This is a genomic window from Mesorhizobium sp. M7A.F.Ca.US.014.04.1.1, from assembly GCF_003998745.1.
Lineage (GTDB): Bacteria > Pseudomonadota > Alphaproteobacteria > Rhizobiales > Rhizobiaceae > Mesorhizobium > Mesorhizobium ciceri.
Genome location: NZ_RZRW01000052.1, coordinates 1 through 17771, shown reverse-complemented (window position 1 = coordinate 17771; position 17771 = coordinate 1). Strand labels below are relative to the sequence as shown.

The following is a 17771-nucleotide window of genomic DNA, read 5'->3' as shown; positions in this document are numbered from 1 at the left end:
CCGGCATGCTGGGCGAAATGGAGCTCTTGTTCCTGCTCGGCGCCGACGAGATCGACATGGCCAAGACCGGCGGCGCCTTCGTCGTCTATATCGGCACGCATGGCGACCAGGGCGCGCACCGCGCCAATGTCATCCTGCCGGCGGCCGCCTACACGGAAAAATCGGCCACCTATGTCAACACCGAAGGGCGTGTGCAGCAGACCAACCGCGCCGGCTTCGCGCCGGGCGAGGCGCGCGAGGACTGGGCGATCCTGCGGGCGCTGTCGGATGTGCTGGGCAAGAAACTGCCGTTCGATTCGCTGCCGCAGCTGCGCGCCAAGCTTTATGGCGAATACCCGCATCTGGCCCGTATCGACCAGGTCGCGGCCGGCAATGCCGAGGATATCGCCGAGGTGGCGAAGCTCGGCGGACGGCTGAACAAGGGCACCTTCACCTCGCCGGTGAAGGATTTCTACCTGACCAACCCGATCGCGCGGGCATCGGCCGTGATGGCGGAATGCTCGGCACTGGCCAAGAGCGGCTTCAAGCAGGCGGCGGAATAAGCATGGACACTTTCTTCTCCTTCTACGTGCTGCCGGCGCTGCTGATCCTGTTGAAGTCAGTCGTGCTGATCGTCGTTCTTTTGATCTTCGTCGCCTACATCCTCTACGCCGACCGCAAGATCTGGGCGGCGGTGCAATTGCGCCGTGGCCCGAACGTCGTCGGCCCCTGGGGCACGCTGCAGGCTTTCGCCGATCTGTTGAAGTTCGTCTTCAAGGAGCCGGTCATCCCGTCCGGCGCCAACAAGGGCGTGTTTCTGCTGGCGCCGCTGGTGTCGGCCGTGCTGGCGATCTCGGCCTGGGCGGTCATCCCGGTCAGCCACGGCTGGGCGATCGCCAACGTCAATGTCGGCATCCTCTATGTCTTCGCCATCTCCTCGCTCGAGGTCTACGGCGTGATCATGGGCGGCTGGGCGTCGAACTCGAAATATCCGTTCCTCGGCGCGCTGCGCTCGGCCGCGCAGATGGTGTCCTACGAAGTCTCGATCGGCTTCGTCATCGTCACCGTTCTGCTCACCGCCGGCTCGCTCAACCTCACCGATATCGTGCTGTCGCAGCATGATGGAATTGGTACGCGGCTTGGCCTGCCCAACACCTTCCTCGACTGGAACTGGCTGGCGCTGTTCCCGATGTTCATCATCTTCTTCATCTCGGCGCTGGCCGAGACGAACCGCCCGCCCTTCGATCTGGTCGAAGCCGAATCGGAACTGGTCGCCGGCCACATGGTCGAATATTCGTCGACCCCGTTCCTTTTGTTCTTCCTCGGCGAGTATGTCGCCATCGTGCTGATGTGCGCGCTGGCCACCATCCTGTTCCTCGGCGGCTGGCTGCCTCCGTTCGACTTCGCGCCGTTCACCTGGGTGCCGGGCGTCATCTGGTTCGTGCTGAAAGTCTGCTTCGTGTTCTTCGGCATCTCCATGGTGAAGGCCTTCGTGCCGCGCTACCGCTACGACCAATTGATGCGGCTTGGCTGGAAAGTGTTCCTGCCGATCTCGCTGTTCATGGTGGTCGCCACCGCGGCCTTCCTCAAGATCACGGGGTTTGCGTGATGTCCGCTCTTTCCCAAGCCGCCAAATCGCTGCTGCTGCAGGATTTCGTCAGCGCCTTCTTCCTGTCGATGCGCCAGTTCTTCGCGCCGAAGGAGACGATCAACTATCCGCACGAGAAGGGGCCAACCAGCCCGCGCTTCCGCGGCGAGCATGCGTTGCGCCGTTACCCGAACGGCGAGGAACGCTGCATCGCCTGCAAATTGTGCGAGGCGATCTGCCCCGCGCAGGCCATCACCATCGAGGCCGGCCCGCGCCGCAATGACGGCACGCGCCGCACGGTGCGCTACGACATCGACATGGTGAAGTGCATCTATTGCGGCTTCTGCCAGGAAGCCTGCCCGGTCGACGCCATCGTCGAGGGGCCGAATTTCGAGTTCGCGACGGAGACGCGCGAGGAACTCTACTACGACAAGGACAGACTGTTGGCGAATGGCGACCGGTGGGAGCGCGAGCTGGCGCGCAACATCTCGCTGGACTCGCCCTACCGCTGATATTTGACGCATGGACGGGGCGAGGGGCCTCGTCTAAGGACACAACGAAACTTGCGGCCTGAGGCGGCAAACATCGAAACAGGACGGTTGTCCTGTTTGTACAGGAACCCGGGGGATCCCCAATGTTGAGTGGACTAGAGGCGGCCTTTTTCTACCTCTTCGCCTTTGTCGCGGTGGCATCGGCGTTCATGGTCATTTCGTCGCGCAACCCCGTGCATTCGGTGCTGTTCCTGATCCTGACCTTCTTCAACGCCGCCGGCCTGTTCATGCTGACCGGCGCCGAGTTCCTGGCGATGATCCTGCTCGTCGTCTATGTCGGCGCGGTGATGGTTCTGTTCCTGTTCGTCGTCATGATGCTCGACGTCGATTTCGCCGAACTGAAGAGCGGCGCCCTGCAATATGCGCCGATCGGCGCGCTGGTCGGGCTGATCCTGGCGGCGGAGCTGATCGTGGTTCTCGGCGGCTACACCTTCGCGCCGCAGCTCGCTTCGACGGTCTCCAAGCCCATTCCGGATCTTGCCACGCGGACCAATACCGCCGCGCTCGGCGACATCCTCTATACGGACTACCTCTACTACTTCCAGATTTCGGGCCTCGTGCTGCTGGTCGCCATGATCGGCGCCATCGTGCTGACGCTGCGCCACAAGCCAGGCGTCAAGCGGCAGTCGATCGCAGCCCAGGTCGGCCGCACACCGGCGACCGGCATGGAAATCCGCAAGGTCAAGACAGGCGAGGGACTCTGAGATGGTTGTCGGCATCGCACATTATCTGACCGTATCGGCTGTTCTGTTCACGCTCGGCGTGTTCGGCATCTTCCTGAACCGCAAGAACGTCATCGTCATCCTGATGTCGGTCGAGCTGATCCTGCTGGCGGTCAACATCAACTTCGTCGCCTTTTCGGCAGCACTCGGCGATCTGGTCGGCCAGGTGTTCGCGCTGTTCGTGCTGACGGTCGCGGCGGCCGAAGCCGCCATCGGACTTGCCATTCTCGTCGTCTTCTTCCGCAACCGCGGCTCGATCGCGGTCGAAGACGTGAACATGATGAAGGGTTGACGGAACCACCATGTATCAGGCCATCGTCTTCCTTCCCCTGCTCGGCTTCCTGATCGTCGGCCTGTTCGGCACGTCGCTCGGCGCCAAGGCGTCCGAATACATCACCTCGGGTTTCCTGGTGATCGCGGCCGTGCTGTCGTGGGTCGCGTTCTTCACCGTCGGTTTCGGCCATGGCGAGGTGTTCACCGTGCCCGTGCTGCGCTGGATACAGTCGGGTGGGCTGGAAGCGTCCTGGGCGCTGCGGATCGACACGCTGACGGTGGTCATGCTGGTGGTGGTCAACACCGTGTCGGCGCTGGTCCACATCTATTCGATCGGCTACATGCACCACGATCCGAACCGGCCGCGCTTCTTCGCTTATCTGTCGCTGTTCACCTTCGCCATGCTGATGCTGGTGACGGCGGACAACCTCGTGCAGATGTTTTTCGGCTGGGAAGGGGTGGGGCTGGCGTCCTATCTGCTGATCGGCTTCTGGTACAAGAAGCCGTCGGCCAATGCCGCGGCAATCAAGGCCTTTGTCGTCAACCGCGTCGGCGATTTCGGCTTCGCGCTCGGCATCTTCGGCGTGTTCGTGCTGTTCGGCTCGGTCAATCTGGGCACCATCTTCGCCAATGCGGCGACGTTCATCCCGGCCGAAGGTGCACCGCAGGGTGCCGCGGTGCTGACTTTCCTTGGCCATGCGCTGGACAAGCAGGCGGCCATGACGATCGTCTGCCTGCTCCTGTTCATGGGCGCCATGGGCAAGTCGGCGCAAGTGCCGCTGCACACCTGGCTGCCGGACGCCATGGAAGGCCCGACGCCGGTTTCGGCCCTGATCCATGCCGCCACCATGGTGACGGCGGGCGTGTTCATGCTGGCGCGGTTGTCGCCGCTGTTCGAACTGTCGCATTCGGCGCTGACGGTCGTGACCTTCATCGGTGCCTTCACGGCCTTCTTCGCGGCCACCGTCGGTCTCGTCCAGAACGACATCAAGCGCGTCATCGCCTATTCGACCTGCTCGCAGCTCGGTTACATGTTCGTGGCGCTCGGCGTCGGCGCCTATGGCGCGGCGATCTTCCACCTGTTCACGCATGCCTTCTTCAAGGCGCTGCTGTTCCTCGGCTCGGGCTCGGTCATCCACGCCGTGTCCGACGAGCAGGACATGCGCAATATGGGCGGCCTCAGGAAACTGATCCCGACCACCTACTGGATGATGGTGATCGGCACGCTGGCGCTGACCGGCGTCGGCATTCCGGTGACGGTCATCGGCACCGCCGGCTTCTTCTCCAAGGACGCCATCATCGAGAGCGCCTTTGCCGGCCACAATTCGGTTGCCGGCATGGCCTTCGTGCTTTTGGTCATCGCCGCCTGCTTCACCTCCTTCTACTCCTGGCGGCTGATCTTCATGACCTTCCACGGCAAGCCGCGGGCGAGCCATGAGGTCATGCACCATGTCCATGAATCGCCGCCGGTGATGCTGGTGCCGCTGTTCATCCTGGCTGCGGGTGCGCTGTTTGCCGGCGTCATCTTCCACAACGCCTTCATCGGCGAGGGCTATGCCGAGTTCTGGAAGGCATCGCTGTTCACATTGCCTGACAATCACATCCTGCACGACATCCACGAATTGCCGCTGTGGGTCGAACTGTCGCCCTTCATCGCCATGCTGATCGGCTTCGCGCTGGCCTGGAAATTCTACATCCGCTCGCCGGAAATGCCGGTCAACCTGGCCGCGCAGCATCGCGGGCTCTACGCCTTCCTGCTCAACAAGTGGTATTTCGACGAGCTCTACGACTTCCTGTTCGTGCGGCCCGCCAAGCGCCTTGGCCATTTCCTGTGGAAGACCGGCGACGGCACCGTCATCGACGGCCTCGGCCCCGACGGTATCTCGGCGCGTGTCGTCGATGTCACCAACCGCGTCGTCAAGCTGCAGACCGGCTATCTCTACCACTACGCCTTCGCCATGCTGATCGGCGTTGCCGCACTCGTCACCTGGATGATGCTCTGATGACCGCCTGGCCAATCCTCTCGCTGGTCACCTTCCTGCCGCTGGTTGGTGTGCTGCTTATCCTGTTCATCAATGACGACAGCGAAAATGCACGCCGCAACATCCGCGCCATCGCGCTGTTGACGACGACTTTCACGTTCATCATCTCGCTGTTCATCTGGACCGGATTCGACAATTCGCAGTCCGGCTTCCAGTTCGTCGAGAAGGTCGCCTGGCTCGATTCCGGCATTTCCTACCATATGGGCGTCGACGGCATCTCGATGCTGTTCGTCATCCTGACGACCTTCCTGATGCCGCTCTGCATCCTGGCCTCGTGGGAATCGATCGAGAAGCGCGTCAAGGCCTACATGATTGCCTTCCTGCTGCTCGAAACGCTGATGATCGGCGTGTTCTGCGCGCTGGACATCGTGCTGTTCTACGTCTTCTTCGAAGCCGGCCTGATCCCGATGTTCATCATCATCGGCGTCTGGGGCGGCAAGCGGCGCGTCTACGCCTCGTTCAAGTTCTTCCTCTACACGCTCGCCGGTTCGGTGCTGATGCTGCTCGCCATCATGGCGATGTTCTTCCAGTCCGGAACAACCGACATCCCGACGCTGCTGACCCACAACTTCCCGGCCAACATGCAGACCTGGCTATGGCTTGCCTTCTTCGCCTCCTTCGCGGTGAAGATGCCGATGTGGCCGGTGCACACATGGCTGCCCGACGCGCACGTCGAGGCGCCGACGGCGGGCTCCGTCATCCTGGCCGGCATCCTGTTGAAAATGGGCGGGTACGGCTTCCTGCGCTTCTCCTTGCCGATGTTCCCGCTGGCGTCGGAAATGTTCGCGCCGCTGGTCTTCGCGCTGTCCGTCGTCGCCATCATCTACACCTCGCTGGTGGCGCTGATGCAGGAGGACATGAAGAAGCTGATCGCCTATTCGTCGGTTGCTCATATGGGCTTCGTCACCATGGGCATCTTCGCCATGAACCAGGAAGGCGTGCAGGGCGCGATCTTCCAGATGCTCAGCCACGGCCTCGTCTCCGGCGCGCTGTTCCTGTGCGTCGGCGTCATCTACGACCGCATGCACACACGTGAGATCGCGGCCTATGGCGGGCTGGTCAACAACATGCCGAAATACGCCACGGTGTTCCTGATCTTCACCATGGCCAATGTCGGCCTGCCCGGTACCAGCGGCTTCGTCGGCGAGTTCCTGACCATGCTCGGCGTGTTCCGGGTCAACACATGGGTGGCGTTCTTCGCCGCCACCGGCGTCATCCTGTCGGCCGCCTACGCGCTCTGGCTCTACCGCCGGGTGATCTTCGGCGCACTGACCAAGGAGAGCCTTAAGGGACTGCTCGACCTGTCGCCGCGCGAGAAGGTGATCATCTACCCGCTGGTCGTGCTGGTCATCTTCTTCGGCGTCTATCCCGCCCCGGTCTTCGACGCGACGGCCCAATCGGTCAAGTCGCTCGTCACCAATGTCACTGCATCCATCGGCACCGCGCAGACCGCGGCGGCGAACTGACCAGAGGTTTTGCGAACCATGACGCCGGACCTTCTCTCCAGCCTGTCGCTCTCGACGCCAGAGCTGATCCTTGCCGTCGGCGCGCTGGCGCTGCTGATGGTCGGAGCCTGTTCGCGCGCCAACACGGCCAACACGGTAACCGGCCTTGCGGTTGCCGTGCTGGCGATCGCGGGCGCCTGGCTGATCTTCCGAACCGGGCAGGGCAGCGCTTATGGCAATGCCTTCATCCAGGATTCCTTCGGCCGCTTCATGAAGGTGCTGGCACTGGTTGGCTCGGCGGTGACGCTGGTGATGTCGATGCGCTTCGCCAAGGCGGAGCGTTTCGACAAGTTCGAATATCCGGTGCTGATCCTGCTGTGCACGCTCGGCATGATGCTGATGATCTCGGCCAACAGCATGATCGGCCTCTATCTCGGCCTCGAGCTGCAGTCGCTGGCGATCTATGTGCTGTGCGCGATCAACCGCGACAATCTGCGCTCGACCGAAGCGGGCCTCAAATATTTCGTTCTCGGTGCGCTGTCGTCGGGCATGCTGCTCTATGGCATCAGCCTGGTCTACGGCTACACCGGCAACACCGGCTTCCAGGAAATCGCCACGGCACTCGGCAGCGGCGAGCGCCAGCTTGGCCTCGTTTTCGGCCTCGTCTTCGTGCTGGCCGGCCTTGCCTTCAAGATTTCCGCGGTGCCGTTCCACATGTGGACGCCTGACGTCTATGAGGGCGCGCCGACTCCGGTGACGGCCTTCCTGGCGGCGGCGCCGAAAATGGCGGCGATGGCACTGATCGTGCGCGTCACCATGGGCGCGTTCAAGCCAATCGCCGCCGACTGGCAGCAGATCATCGTCTTCATCTCGATCGCCTCGATGGCACTCGGCTCCTTCGCCGCAATCGGGCAGACCAACATCAAGCGCCTGATGGCCTATTCCTCGATTGGCCATATGGGTTACGCGCTGGTCGGCCTTGCCGCCAACAGCCAGGCCGGCGTGCGCGGCGTTGCCATCTACATGCTGATCTATCTGGTGATGACGCTCGGCACCTTCGCCTTCATCCTCGCCATGCGGCGCAAGGAAGGCAATGTCGAGCAGATCAGCGACCTGGCCGGCCTGTCGTCGACCAATCCGGTCATGGCGACGATCCTGACCATCCTGATGTTCTCACTCGCCGGCATTCCACCGCTCGCCGGCTTCTGGGGGAAATGGTACGTCTTCCTCGCCGCCATCAACGCCAATCTCTACGCGCTGGCGATCATCGGCGTGCTGGCCTCGGTGGTGGGCGCCTATTACTATTTGCGCATCATCAAGATCATGTGGTTCGACGAACCGGTCGGCGGCTTCGTGCCGATGGCGACGGAATTGCGTGTCGTGCTCGGCGTCTCCGGCGCCTTCGTGCTGTTCTACGTGTTGATCGGTGGGCCGATCGGCACCTATGCCGAAGCCGCCGCCAAGACGTTTTTCTAGACGGCATGGCATTTCGGCTGGCTCCAACCTCGGCGTCGGAAGGGTTCCGGCTCGAGGCGCATGAGAGCGTCGGCTCCACCAATGCGCTGGCACTGGACCACGCAAGGGCAGGCGACGCCGGCAAATTGTGGGTCGTTTCCAAGAAGCAGGAAAGCGGGCGTGGCCGGCGCGGCCGCGTCTGGGCGACCCCGGAAGGCAACCTGGCGGCGACGCTGCTCGTCATCACCAAGGCAGAGCTTCGCCTTGCCGCGACATTGGGCTTCGTCGCAGGACTGGCGCTGGCCGATGCACTCGATGCCGTGGTGCCGAAGGGCCGGATCGCCATTGGCCTCGACGGTGGCAGCGAAGGAAAAAACCGTTTCGAGCTGAAATGGCCGAACGACGTGCTTGCCTCCGGCGCCAAGCTGGCCGGCATCCTGCTGGAATCGGCAATCCTCGAGGGCGGCCGTTTCGGAGTGGCGGTCGGCATCGGCGTCAATGTGGTGGCATACCCTGAGGATTTGCCGTATCCCGCAACTTCCTTGCGCGCGCTGGGCGCGGCATGCGATGCGGAAACACTGTTCCTGGCGCTGTCGGATGCCTGGAGCGAGAATGCCCGATTGTGGGATGAGGGGCGCGGACTTGCCGCCGTCAGGCGACGGTGGCTTGATCGTGCCGCGGGGCTCGGCGGCGAGGTTGCCGTCAGAATTGACGGTAATGTGGTGCGCGGGGTGTTTGAGACCATTGACGAGGACTGCCGTTTCGTGATCCGCGACGATGAAGGTTCGGTTCGGACGATCGCCGCCGGCGATGTGCATTTCGGCGCGGTCGCTTCGGCCAGGGCATAGGGCCGTTCATGAACGGTTCTAACTGTTTGTTTTTGCGCAACTCCGGTGGGAAAACCGTTACACACTTTTCCCGGAATTGCTTTTGAGCTTGGCCTGAGGGCCAGGAAGGGAAAAATCATGGCGAAAGCGGAAAACGCCGAACTCGTCTTCGTGCCGCTCGGCGGCGTCGGCGAGATCGGCATGAACTTCGCTCTTTACGGCTACGGGCCGCCCAGCGCGCGCGAATGGATCGTCATCGATGTCGGAGTGACCTTCCCCGATGCCAGCCTGCCGGGCGTCGACCTGGTGCTGCCCGACACACGCTTCATCGAGGAGAACCTCGCCAATCTGCGCGGCATCATCATCACGCATGCGCATGAAGACCATTACGGCGCGCTGCTCGACACATGGCCGAAGCTGAAGGCGCCGGTCTGGATGACGCCGTTCAGCGCCGGCCTGCTGGAAGCCAAGCGGCAAGGCGAGCAGGGCGCACCGAAAATACCGGTCACGATCTACCGGGCGGGCGAGAAATTCACCGTCGGCCCCTTCGAGATCGAAGCCATTCCGGTCGCGCACTCGATTCCCGAGCCGATGTCGCTGGCGATCACCTCGCCGGCAGGCACCGTCATCCATACCGGTGACTGGAAGATCGATCCGGAGCCGACGATCGGGCCGAAGACCGACGAGGCGCGTTTCCGCGCCTATGGCGACAAGGGCGTTCTGGCGCTGATCTGCGATTCGACCAATGCGCTGCGCGAAGGCGAGTCGCCTTCGGAAGTGGCTGTGGGCGAGGGCCTCAAGGGCGTCATCCAGGCTGCCAAGGGCCGTGTCGCCGTCACCACGTTCTCCTCCAATGTCGGACGTATCGTCTCGATCGCCAAAGCGGCGCGCGATGCCGGACGCCAGTGCCTGGTGCTTGGCCGTTCGCTGAAGCGGGTCATCGATGTGGCCGGAGAACTCGGCTACATGGACGGTCTGCCGGAGTTCATCGCCGAGGAGGATTTTGGTTTCATCCCGCGCGAAAACCTGGTCATCATCTGCACCGGCAGCCAGGGCGAGCCGCTGGCCGCACTGGCCAAGCTGTCGCGCGAAGAGATGAAGTCGGTGTCGCTGACGGCAGGCGACACGGTGGTGTTTTCCTCGCGTACGATTCCCGGCAACGAGAAGGCGATCCTCGAGATCAAGAACCGTCTCATCGACCTCGGCGTCAAGATCATCGAGGACGGCGATGCGCTGGTGCATGTCTCCGGCCATCCGCGGCGCAGCGAATTGCGCAAGATGTATGAATGGGTGCGCCCGCAGATCGGCGTTCCCGTGCATGGCGAGGCGGCACATCTGGTGGCGCAGGGCTCGCTGATGTCGACATCGGGCATCGGCCAGGTGGCGCAGGTGCGCGACGGCGACATGCTCAGGCTTGCTCCCGGCCCAGCCACCATCATGGATCAGGTGCCGTTCGGCCGTATCTACAAGGATGGCAGACTGATCGGCACCGATCAGGCGATGGGCATCCGCGACCGGCGCAAATTGTCCTTTGCCGGCCACGTGGCGGTCAATGTCGTGCTGGACGACAAATATGAGCTTGCCGGCGACCCCGATCTGGTCGCCATCGGCGTCGCCGAGGCCGATGGCCGTGGCGAGTCGCTGGAAGATCTGATGATCGATGCGGCAATCGGCGCGGTGGACTCGATCCCCCGTCAGCGCCGAAAAGACCTCGACCTGGTGCAGGAAGCAGTGCGGCGCGCCGTGCGCGGCGCCGCCAACGAAGCCTGGGGCAAGAAGCCGCTGGTGACGGTGTTCGTCACTCGCTGAGGGGAGTGGGGCAGTAAGGGAGTAGGGCAGTAGGGATTTCGATACGAGGCAGGTCAGCTTTTCCCCTATTGCCATACTGCCCTATTGCCATACTGCCCTGAGGAAAACCTATGCTCGGACGTCTGAACCATGTCGCGCTTGCCGTGCCGGATCTGGCTGCTGCCGTAGCGGCCTACCGCAACACGCTCGGCGCGGAGGTTACGGCGCCGCAGGCACTGCCGGAGCACGGGGTGACGGTGGTGTTCGTCAATGTCGGCAACACCAAGGTCGAACTTCTGGAGCCTTTGGGCGAGGGATCGCCGATCGCCGCCTTCCTGGAGAAGAACCCCTCCGGCGGCATGCATCACCTTTGCTATGAGGTCGACGACATCCTGGCCGCGCGCGATCAGCTCAAGGCCGCCGGCGCCCGCGTGCTGGGCGACGGCAATCCGAAGATCGGCGCGCACGGCAAGCCGGTGCTGTTCCTGCATCCGAAGGATTTCTTCGGCACGCTGATCGAACTGGAGCAATCATGAGCTGGGTTTCGTTCACCGCCCTGTTTTTCGCGACCTGGTGGGTGGTGCTGTTCGCCGTGCTGCCGTTCAGCGTGAGGACGCAGGACGACGATCACGACGTGACGCTCGGCACGGTTCCGAGCGCGCCGCGTGGGCCTCACATGCTACGCGCCGTGATCCGCACCACCATCGCCACCGCGATCCTGATGGGCATTTTCTATGGCCTGACGCATGGGCTGGGATACAGCCTCAACGACATCCCGCACATCGTGCCGGAATTCAGCCAGACGCCGGCTAAATAGACTGTCCAGCGACGGCGTTTTCATATGTCGGACCGGGCGGGTTTCGGCGGGGAACGTCGTGCCGTTTTGCGGCCTGACGAGCGCTGACGCTGGGTAAGGTGGTTTGGCAACGCGTTGCGCTAAGCAGATGATTGCACAAAAAAAATGCAAGGCACGAGGCCTTGCAATTTAAACGCGTCCGATCTGTTTCCGGTTTCCGGCGGCAGCGAGTAACCGCGCCTAGATCGCATCCTCCCAAGACTTTGACCGCGTAGGAGAGCAGATTTTTTTCTGCCCTCTCGGTTATCGAGGTACATTAGCCTAAGGCGAATGAAAATGTCACGAAGAATTTTGCCTTGAAACGGGCATTCTCGTGCTGCACTGCACAATAGTGTGGCAGGCGTTGCTTGGCGAACGATCACCAAGACGCGCACAGTGACCGGGAGGCCTTGCAGCGCCATGGGTCTTCTGGACGGGCGAACGGCGGTGCGACGCTTCTGATCCCGGCTACCCATGTTTTTTGGAAATCGATTCCGCTTTTCGGGCCGAAGCGTCCGGGTTCCCATTCCGCCTTGAAATGGCTATGAAGCCGGGTCAAGCAAGCCAAAGTCGCGCCGATTCTGACGCGACCCTCCTCACTCACGGACCTGCCCATGCGTTTGTCGCGCTATTTCCTGCCGATCCTCAAAGAAAATCCGCGCGAGGCCGAGATCGTCTCGCACCGGCTGATGCTGCGCGCCGGCATGATCCGCCAGCAGGGGCAGGGCAGTTTCTCGTGGCTGCCGCTCGGCAAGCGGGTGCTGGACAAGGTATGCCGCATCATCCGCGAGGAGCAGGATCGCGCCGGTGCGCTGGAAATCCTGATGCCGACCATCCAGTCGGCCGATCTGTGGCGCGAAAGCGGCCGCTATGACGACTACGGCAAGGAGATGCTGCGCATCAAGGACCGGCAGGACCGCGACATGCTCTACGGCCCCACCAATGAGGAAGTGGTCACCGAGATCGTCCGCGCCTATGTGAAGTCCTACAAGGACCTGCCGCTCAATCTCTACCACATCCAGTGGAAGTTCCGCGACGAAGTGCGGCCGCGCTTCGGCGTCATGCGGTCGCGCGAGTTCCTGATGAAGGACGCCTATTCCTTCGACCTCGACTTCGAAGGCGCCAAGGCGGCCTACAACAGGATGTTCGTGTCCTATCTCCGGACTTTTACGCGCATGGGGCTGCAGGCTATACCGATGCGGGCCGACACCGGGCCGATCGGCGGCGATCTCAGCCATGAATTCATCATCCTGGCCGACACCGGCGAGAGCCAGGTCTACTGCCACCGCGACTATCTTGCGCTCGATGTGCCCGGCGCCAACACCGATTTTGCCAACGACACCGAGATCGCCGACATCGTCAAAACATGGACGACGCCCTACGCCGCCACCGACGAGATGCATGACGAGGCGGCGTGGGAGAAGATCGGCGAGAGCGACAAGGTTTCGGCGCGCGGCATCGAGGTCGGCCACATCTTCCATTTCGGCGACAAATATTCCAAGCCCATGGGCGCCAAGGTGACCGGACCCGACGGCAAGGATCATTTCGTCTCCGGCGGCTCCTACGGCATCGGTCCGTCGCGGCTGGTCGCGGCGATCATCGAAGCCAGCCATGACGACAACGGCATCATCTGGCCGGACGCGGTGGCGCCGTTCGACATCGGACTGATCAACATGAAGGCGGGCGACGCCGAGTGCGACGGCGTCTGCGACGAACTGCATGCCGCTTTCGTCGCCGCCGGCAAGGACGTGCTCTACGACGACACCGACCAGCGGCCCGGCGGCAAGTTCGCCACCGCCGACCTGATAGGTCTTCCCTGGCAAGTGATCGTCGGACCGCGCGGTGTCGCCGCCCGCGAGATCGAGATCAAGAACCGCAAGACCGGTGAGCGCGAGACGCTGCCGATCGCGGATGCGAAGAAGCGCTTCGGTGTCGCCGCATGAGCGAGGCGGTGGCGGCAAGATCGGTCGGCGCCGGACCCTTTTCCATCTTCGAGCGCATGGTCGCCTGGCGCTATCTGCGTTCGCGGCGCAAGGAGACGGTGATCTCGGTGATCGCCTCGATCTCGTTTCTGGGCATCATGCTGGGCGTCGCCACGCTGATTGTGGTCATGGCGGTGATGAACGGTTTCAGGGCAGAGCTTTTGACGCGCATCCTCGGCGTCAACGGCCACCTGATCGTGCAGCCGCTCGATTCGCCGCTGGAGGACTATGCGCAGGTCGCCAGCCGCATCAACGGTGTAGCAGGCGTTAAATACGCCATCCCGCTGATCGATGGCCAGGTGCTTGCGCAAGGCAATGTCGGCGGCGGAACCGGAGCGCTGGTTCGCGGCATACGCGGCGAGGATCTGAGCAAGATCGCCATCGTTGCCAGCAACATCAAGCAGGGTTCGATCGCCGATTTCGATTCTGGCGAGGGCGTTGCCATCGGCAAGCGCATGGCTGAGAATCTCGGCCTGACGCTTGGCGATACCATCACCTTGATTTCGCCCGACGGCGACGTGACGCCGATCGGCACCACGCCGCGCATGAAGGGCTACAAGATCGCGGCGATCTTCGAAGTCGGCATGTCCGAATATGACACGTCCATCGTCTACATGCCGTTTTCCGAAGCGCAGCTTTATTTCAACATGGACGGGCGGGCGCAAACGATCGAGATTTATGTCGACAATCCAGACGATGTCGATGCGCTGAAACCGAAAGTGGAGGCGGCGGCGCAGCGGCCGATCGACATGGTCGATTGGCGCCAGCGCAACGAGACCTTCTTCTCCGCGCTGCAGGTCGAACGCAACGTCATGTTCATGATCCTGACGCTGATCGTGCTGGTGGCGGCGCTGAACATCATCTCCGGCCTGATCATGCTGGTGAAGGACAAGGGCCACGACATCGCCATCCTGCGCACCATGGGGGCGTCGCGCGGCGCCATCCTGCGCATCTTCCTGATGACGGGTGCGGCGATCGGCGTGACCGGCACGCTTGCCGGTGTGCTGCTCGGCGTACTGATCTGCACCAACATCGAATCGATCCGCCAGTTCTTCTCGTGGATGACCGGTAAGGTGCTGTTCAATCCTGAACTCTATTTCCTCAGCCAGTTGCCGGCGAAGATGGATCCGCGCGAGACGACCTATGTCGTCCTGATGGCGCTCGGCCTGTCCTTCCTGGCAACGGTGTTTCCGGCATGGCGCGCCGCGCGTCTCGATCCGGTCGAAGCCTTGAGGTACGAATAGTGGCCGAGGTCATTATCGAGCTGAAGAGCGTCGAGCGGCACTACGTCCAGGGACCGCGAAAACTCACCATTCTCAATGGTGCGGACTTCTCGCTGAAGCGCGGCGAGATGGTGGCGCTGGTGGCGCCGTCTGGCACCGGCAAGTCGACGCTGCTGCACACCGCCGGCCTGCTGGAGCGTCCCGACGCCGGCGACGTCATCCTGGCCGGCCGCGCCTGCGGGCGGCTGTCCGACGACGAGCGCACGGCGATCCGCCGCAACGATGTCGGCTTCGTCTACCAGTTCCATCACCTGCTGCCGGAATTCTCGGCGCTGGAAAACATAATGATGCCGCAGCTCATCAAGGGGCTCAGCCGCAAGGACGCGGCCGAGCGCGCGGCGCAGCTGCTCGATTACATGCAGATCGGCAAACGCGCGGCGCACCGGCCGTCCGAGCTCTCCGGCGGCGAACAGCAGCGCGTCGCCATTGCGCGTGCGGTCGCCAATGCGCCGCTGGTACTGCTGGCGGACGAGCCGACCGGCAATCTCGACCCGGTCACCGCGTCCTATGTGTTCGAGGCGCTGGCGGCGCTGGTCAAGCAATCGGGCCTCGCGGCGCTGATCGCCACCCACAATCACGAGCTGGCATCGCGCATGGACCGTCGCGTCACGTTGGCCGACGGTAAAGTGGTGCCGCTCTAGGGCACGGCGATACTGGGGGAGGCCGGCCTGCGAAAGGCGGCTTCCTGCGCTTCCCGTTCTACCCCGTCGCGGTAGAACGGTGCTCACGTACCCAAAAGTACGCTCCGCTCCGGTTCTCGAAATCCACCATTCTCGGCTCGGCCTGACCCCAGTCTCGTCGTGCCCTGGTCGGCGCTGGGCAACCGTCGTTCGCCCGTCAACCTTTTCTTAACCCTGCCGATTTGATCGCCCGGAAATTCGGACACGGCCGGATTGTGTCCGTTGACTTTGAAACAAAATTAGAACAAAATACGAACATATCAACAACAGGAGAGAGTTATGACCGATCTGGTTCAGGATGTCATCTCACTGGTTTGCATGAGCACCTTTCTCGTCTCCATGGCGATCTGGATTGGAGCCATGTGATTTGGCGGCGTTCGCCGCCGTGGGTCCCATGCGGTCGAAGACCGCTCCGCCGTTAAGCTTTTCTTGCCGCAGCGACGTTAGAGTGCCCCGGCAAGACAGGGAGCAACGTCCAGGTGTCGCCCATCGTCACGGCCATTCTGGTGGCCAGCAATCTCGGGCTGATCTTTCTGTTGATGACGGTGCCGCTTGGTTTGCGCACGGTCCGGCTGACCCGTCTGGTGGCGATGGATCGGCAGCGCCTCTGGCAGGCGCTGTGGCCGCTCGGCAGCGATGCCGGCTGGTCCGGTGAGATCCTGTCCGCCGAGGCCCCGGACGGCGAGGGCGTGGCCCGCATCACGCTGTCCTGGGAAGGTCGCGACGGCAAGCCGATCGAACGCAAGTCGCGGTTTGAAGACGTCGTCGAAGGCAGCCGCTTCTCGATGCGTGTCATCGAGGATACGGCACTCGACGCTTCGTTCTGGAAGGATTTTCGCGAAACCGCCGAACTCGTTTCGGAAGGCAACAGCACGCGGGTGACGCTCAGCCAGACCGATCGCTATCGTGGCGTTGCCTTCCTGGTGTTCCGCTATTTCGCCCTGCGCCGCGAACTCTCCAAGCTGCAGCGCTGGGCGCGGACCGGAAAGTATCGCAAGGGCGGCTGGTTCGAGCATCCGCTCAGCCAGGTCGGCTTTGCCGGGCTTTCGGCGCTGATCCTGTGGCCATTCTTCGGCCTTCACTTCGGCGGTCTGGCACTGGCCGCGATCCTCACATCGGTGGTCGCCCTGCATGAGCTTGGCCATATGGCAGCGTTCCGGCTGATGGGCCACAACCGTGCACGGATGATCTTCATTCCGCTGCTCGGCGGCATTGCCATTGGCGGGCGGCCCTATGACAGCCGTTTCGAAGTGGCTTTCGTGGCATTGATGGGCGCCGGCTTTTCGGCCTTCCTGGTGCCGATCGCCATCGCCGCAAGCACCTTTGCCGGCGCGGAAGGTCACCGGCTGGCGGCGGCCCTGCTGGCGACCCTGGCGGGCTTCGCCGCACTGTTCAACATCGCCAATCTGGTGCCGGTGTGGAAGTTCGACGGCGGCCAGGTGCTGCGCCAGATCTGTCCGGGACCGGTCGCGCTGGCGCTGGCTTCCTTCTTCCTGCTCTCGGCTTTCCTGGCCGTGGGTTGGCAGGCCGGCTTTTCCGCCACCTTCCTGCTCGCGACGGGAGCGGTGTTTTCGCTCCTCAGCCTGCTGACGATGAGCAGTGGGGTGAAGCCGCGTCACGAGCTGAAGCCGATCCGTACCATCGACCGGCTGGCCATGGCGGCGGCGTTGCTGGCGGTGTTCGCCATCCATGGCTATGGCGTGTTGTGGGCCTCTGCCCAACTGATTTGAGCCGTACCGGATCCGGAAGATCAGCCGGCTTTGCGCTCGGCTTCGACAGGCAACGCCGTGGCGGGACCGAACACATCCTCGAAGGCGGAGTTCAACGCCAAGTCAAGATCGGCCATGGTCAGGGGAAGGCCTAGGTCGACGAGGCTGGTGACGCCGTGGTCCTGCACGCCGCAAGGCACGATGCCGCTGAAATGGTCGAGATCGGGCTCGACATTGATGGCGATGCCGTGAAAACTCACCCAGCGCCGCAGCCGGATGCCTATGGCCGCGATCTTGTCCTCCGCCGGCGAGCCGTCCGGCAGAGCAGGGCGATCCGGCCGCACGACCCAGACGCCGACCCGGTCCTCGCGGCGCTCGCCCCGCACATTGAAAGCGGCAAGCGTGCCGATGATCCACTGTTCGAGCGCCGCGACGAAGGCGCGGACATCCTCGCGCCGCCGCTTCAGGTCGAGCATGACGTAAGCGACCCGCTGGCCCGGCCCATGATAGGTGTATTCGCCGCCGCGTCCTGCCGCGAAAACCGGGAAACGGCTGGCGTCGATCAGATCCTCGCCACGGGCGCTGGTGCCGGCCGTGTAGAGCGGCGGGTGT

17 protein-coding genes are annotated in these 17771 nt (G+C 62.9%); 16 read left to right on the top strand and 1 reads right to left on the bottom strand.

Annotated features, from left to right (window positions below; genetic code table 11):
• From EOA22_RS05845 to EOA22_RS05770, 16 genes are all read left to right on the top strand, one after another.
• On the top strand, positions 1-542 hold a 542-nt coding region (locus tag EOA22_RS05845; RefSeq protein WP_164755265.1), incomplete at its 5' end, for a molybdopterin-dependent oxidoreductase.
• A gap of 2 nt (positions 543-544) precedes the next feature.
• Complete coding sequence (gene nuoH, locus EOA22_RS05840) at positions 545-1588, top strand: NADH-quinone oxidoreductase subunit NuoH (RefSeq protein WP_013531097.1); 1044 nt, start codon at positions 545-547, stop codon at positions 1586-1588.
• The gene (gene nuoI, locus EOA22_RS05835; protein WP_013531098.1) at positions 1588-2079 is read left to right on the top strand and encodes an NADH-quinone oxidoreductase subunit NuoI; all 492 of its coding nucleotides are present in this window, start codon (positions 1588-1590) and stop codon (positions 2077-2079) included. The genes nuoH and nuoI overlap by 1 nt, the downstream gene beginning before the upstream one ends.
• Before the next feature lie 122 nt (positions 2080-2201).
• On the top strand, positions 2202-2822 hold the full coding sequence (locus tag EOA22_RS05830) for an NADH-quinone oxidoreductase subunit J (protein ID WP_013531099.1): 621 nt from the start codon (positions 2202-2204) through the stop codon (positions 2820-2822).
• A 1-nt stretch (position 2823) separates the two neighbouring features.
• Positions 2824-3132 carry an NADH-quinone oxidoreductase subunit NuoK gene (gene nuoK, locus EOA22_RS05825; RefSeq protein ID WP_010910101.1) on the top strand — a complete coding sequence of 103 codons (309 nt, stop codon included), beginning with the start codon at positions 2824-2826 and terminating at the stop codon, positions 3130-3132.
• 10 nt (positions 3133-3142) lie between these two features.
• A complete protein-coding gene (nuoL, locus tag EOA22_RS05820; RefSeq protein WP_063168236.1) occupies positions 3143-5116 on the top strand; it encodes an NADH-quinone oxidoreductase subunit L in 1974 nt (657 codons plus the stop codon).
• Entirely contained in the window at positions 5116-6621 is a 1506-nt protein-coding gene (locus EOA22_RS05815) for an NADH-quinone oxidoreductase subunit M (RefSeq protein WP_063168235.1), read from the top strand. The genes nuoL and EOA22_RS05815 overlap by 1 nt, the downstream gene beginning before the upstream one ends.
• An 18-nt stretch (positions 6622-6639) precedes the next feature.
• Positions 6640-8076, top strand: coding sequence for an NADH-quinone oxidoreductase subunit NuoN (nuoN, locus tag EOA22_RS05810; protein ID WP_063168234.1), 1437 nt, complete (start codon positions 6640-6642; stop codon positions 8074-8076).
• Between the two features lie 5 nt (positions 8077-8081).
• Entirely contained in the window at positions 8082-8903 is an 822-nt protein-coding gene (locus EOA22_RS05805) for a biotin--[acetyl-CoA-carboxylase] ligase (RefSeq protein ID WP_063168233.1), read from the top strand.
• 117 nt (positions 8904-9020) lie between these two features.
• A complete protein-coding gene (locus tag EOA22_RS05800) occupies positions 9021-10691 on the top strand; it encodes a ribonuclease J (RefSeq protein WP_013531104.1) in 1671 nt (556 codons plus the stop codon).
• Between the two features lie 110 nt (positions 10692-10801).
• Positions 10802-11206: a methylmalonyl-CoA epimerase gene (mce, locus tag EOA22_RS05795; protein WP_063168232.1), complete on the top strand. Its 405-nt coding sequence runs from the start codon at positions 10802-10804 to the stop codon at positions 11204-11206.
• Positions 11203-11487 carry a DUF1467 family protein gene (locus EOA22_RS05790; protein WP_013531106.1) on the top strand — a complete coding sequence of 95 codons (285 nt, stop codon included), beginning with the start codon at positions 11203-11205 and terminating at the stop codon, positions 11485-11487. Before mce ends, EOA22_RS05790 begins: the two co-directional genes overlap by 4 nt.
• Positions 11488-12119: 632 nt before the next feature.
• Complete coding sequence (gene proS, locus EOA22_RS05785) at positions 12120-13448, top strand: proline--tRNA ligase (protein ID WP_063168231.1); 1329 nt, start codon at positions 12120-12122, stop codon at positions 13446-13448.
• Positions 13445-14731, top strand: a complete 1287-nt coding sequence (locus EOA22_RS05780; protein WP_013531108.1) for a lipoprotein-releasing ABC transporter permease subunit — start codon at positions 13445-13447, stop codon at positions 14729-14731. Before proS ends, EOA22_RS05780 begins: the two co-directional genes overlap by 4 nt.
• Positions 14728-15411 (top strand): ABC transporter ATP-binding protein, encoded by a 684-nt coding sequence (locus EOA22_RS05775; RefSeq protein WP_027160544.1) that lies wholly within the window; start codon positions 14728-14730, stop codon positions 15409-15411. The genes EOA22_RS05780 and EOA22_RS05775 overlap by 4 nt, the downstream gene beginning before the upstream one ends.
• A gap of 518 nt (positions 15412-15929) precedes the next feature.
• Positions 15930-17180, top strand: coding sequence for a peptidase M50 (locus tag EOA22_RS05770; protein ID WP_024501354.1), 1251 nt, complete (start codon positions 15930-15932; stop codon positions 17178-17180).
• Positions 17181-17200: 20 nt separating this feature from the next.
• Here the strand turns inward: EOA22_RS05770 and lipB are convergent.
• The coding region (lipB, locus tag EOA22_RS05765) for a lipoyl(octanoyl) transferase LipB (protein WP_127389876.1) at positions 17201-17771 on the bottom strand (571 nt) is incomplete at its 5' end.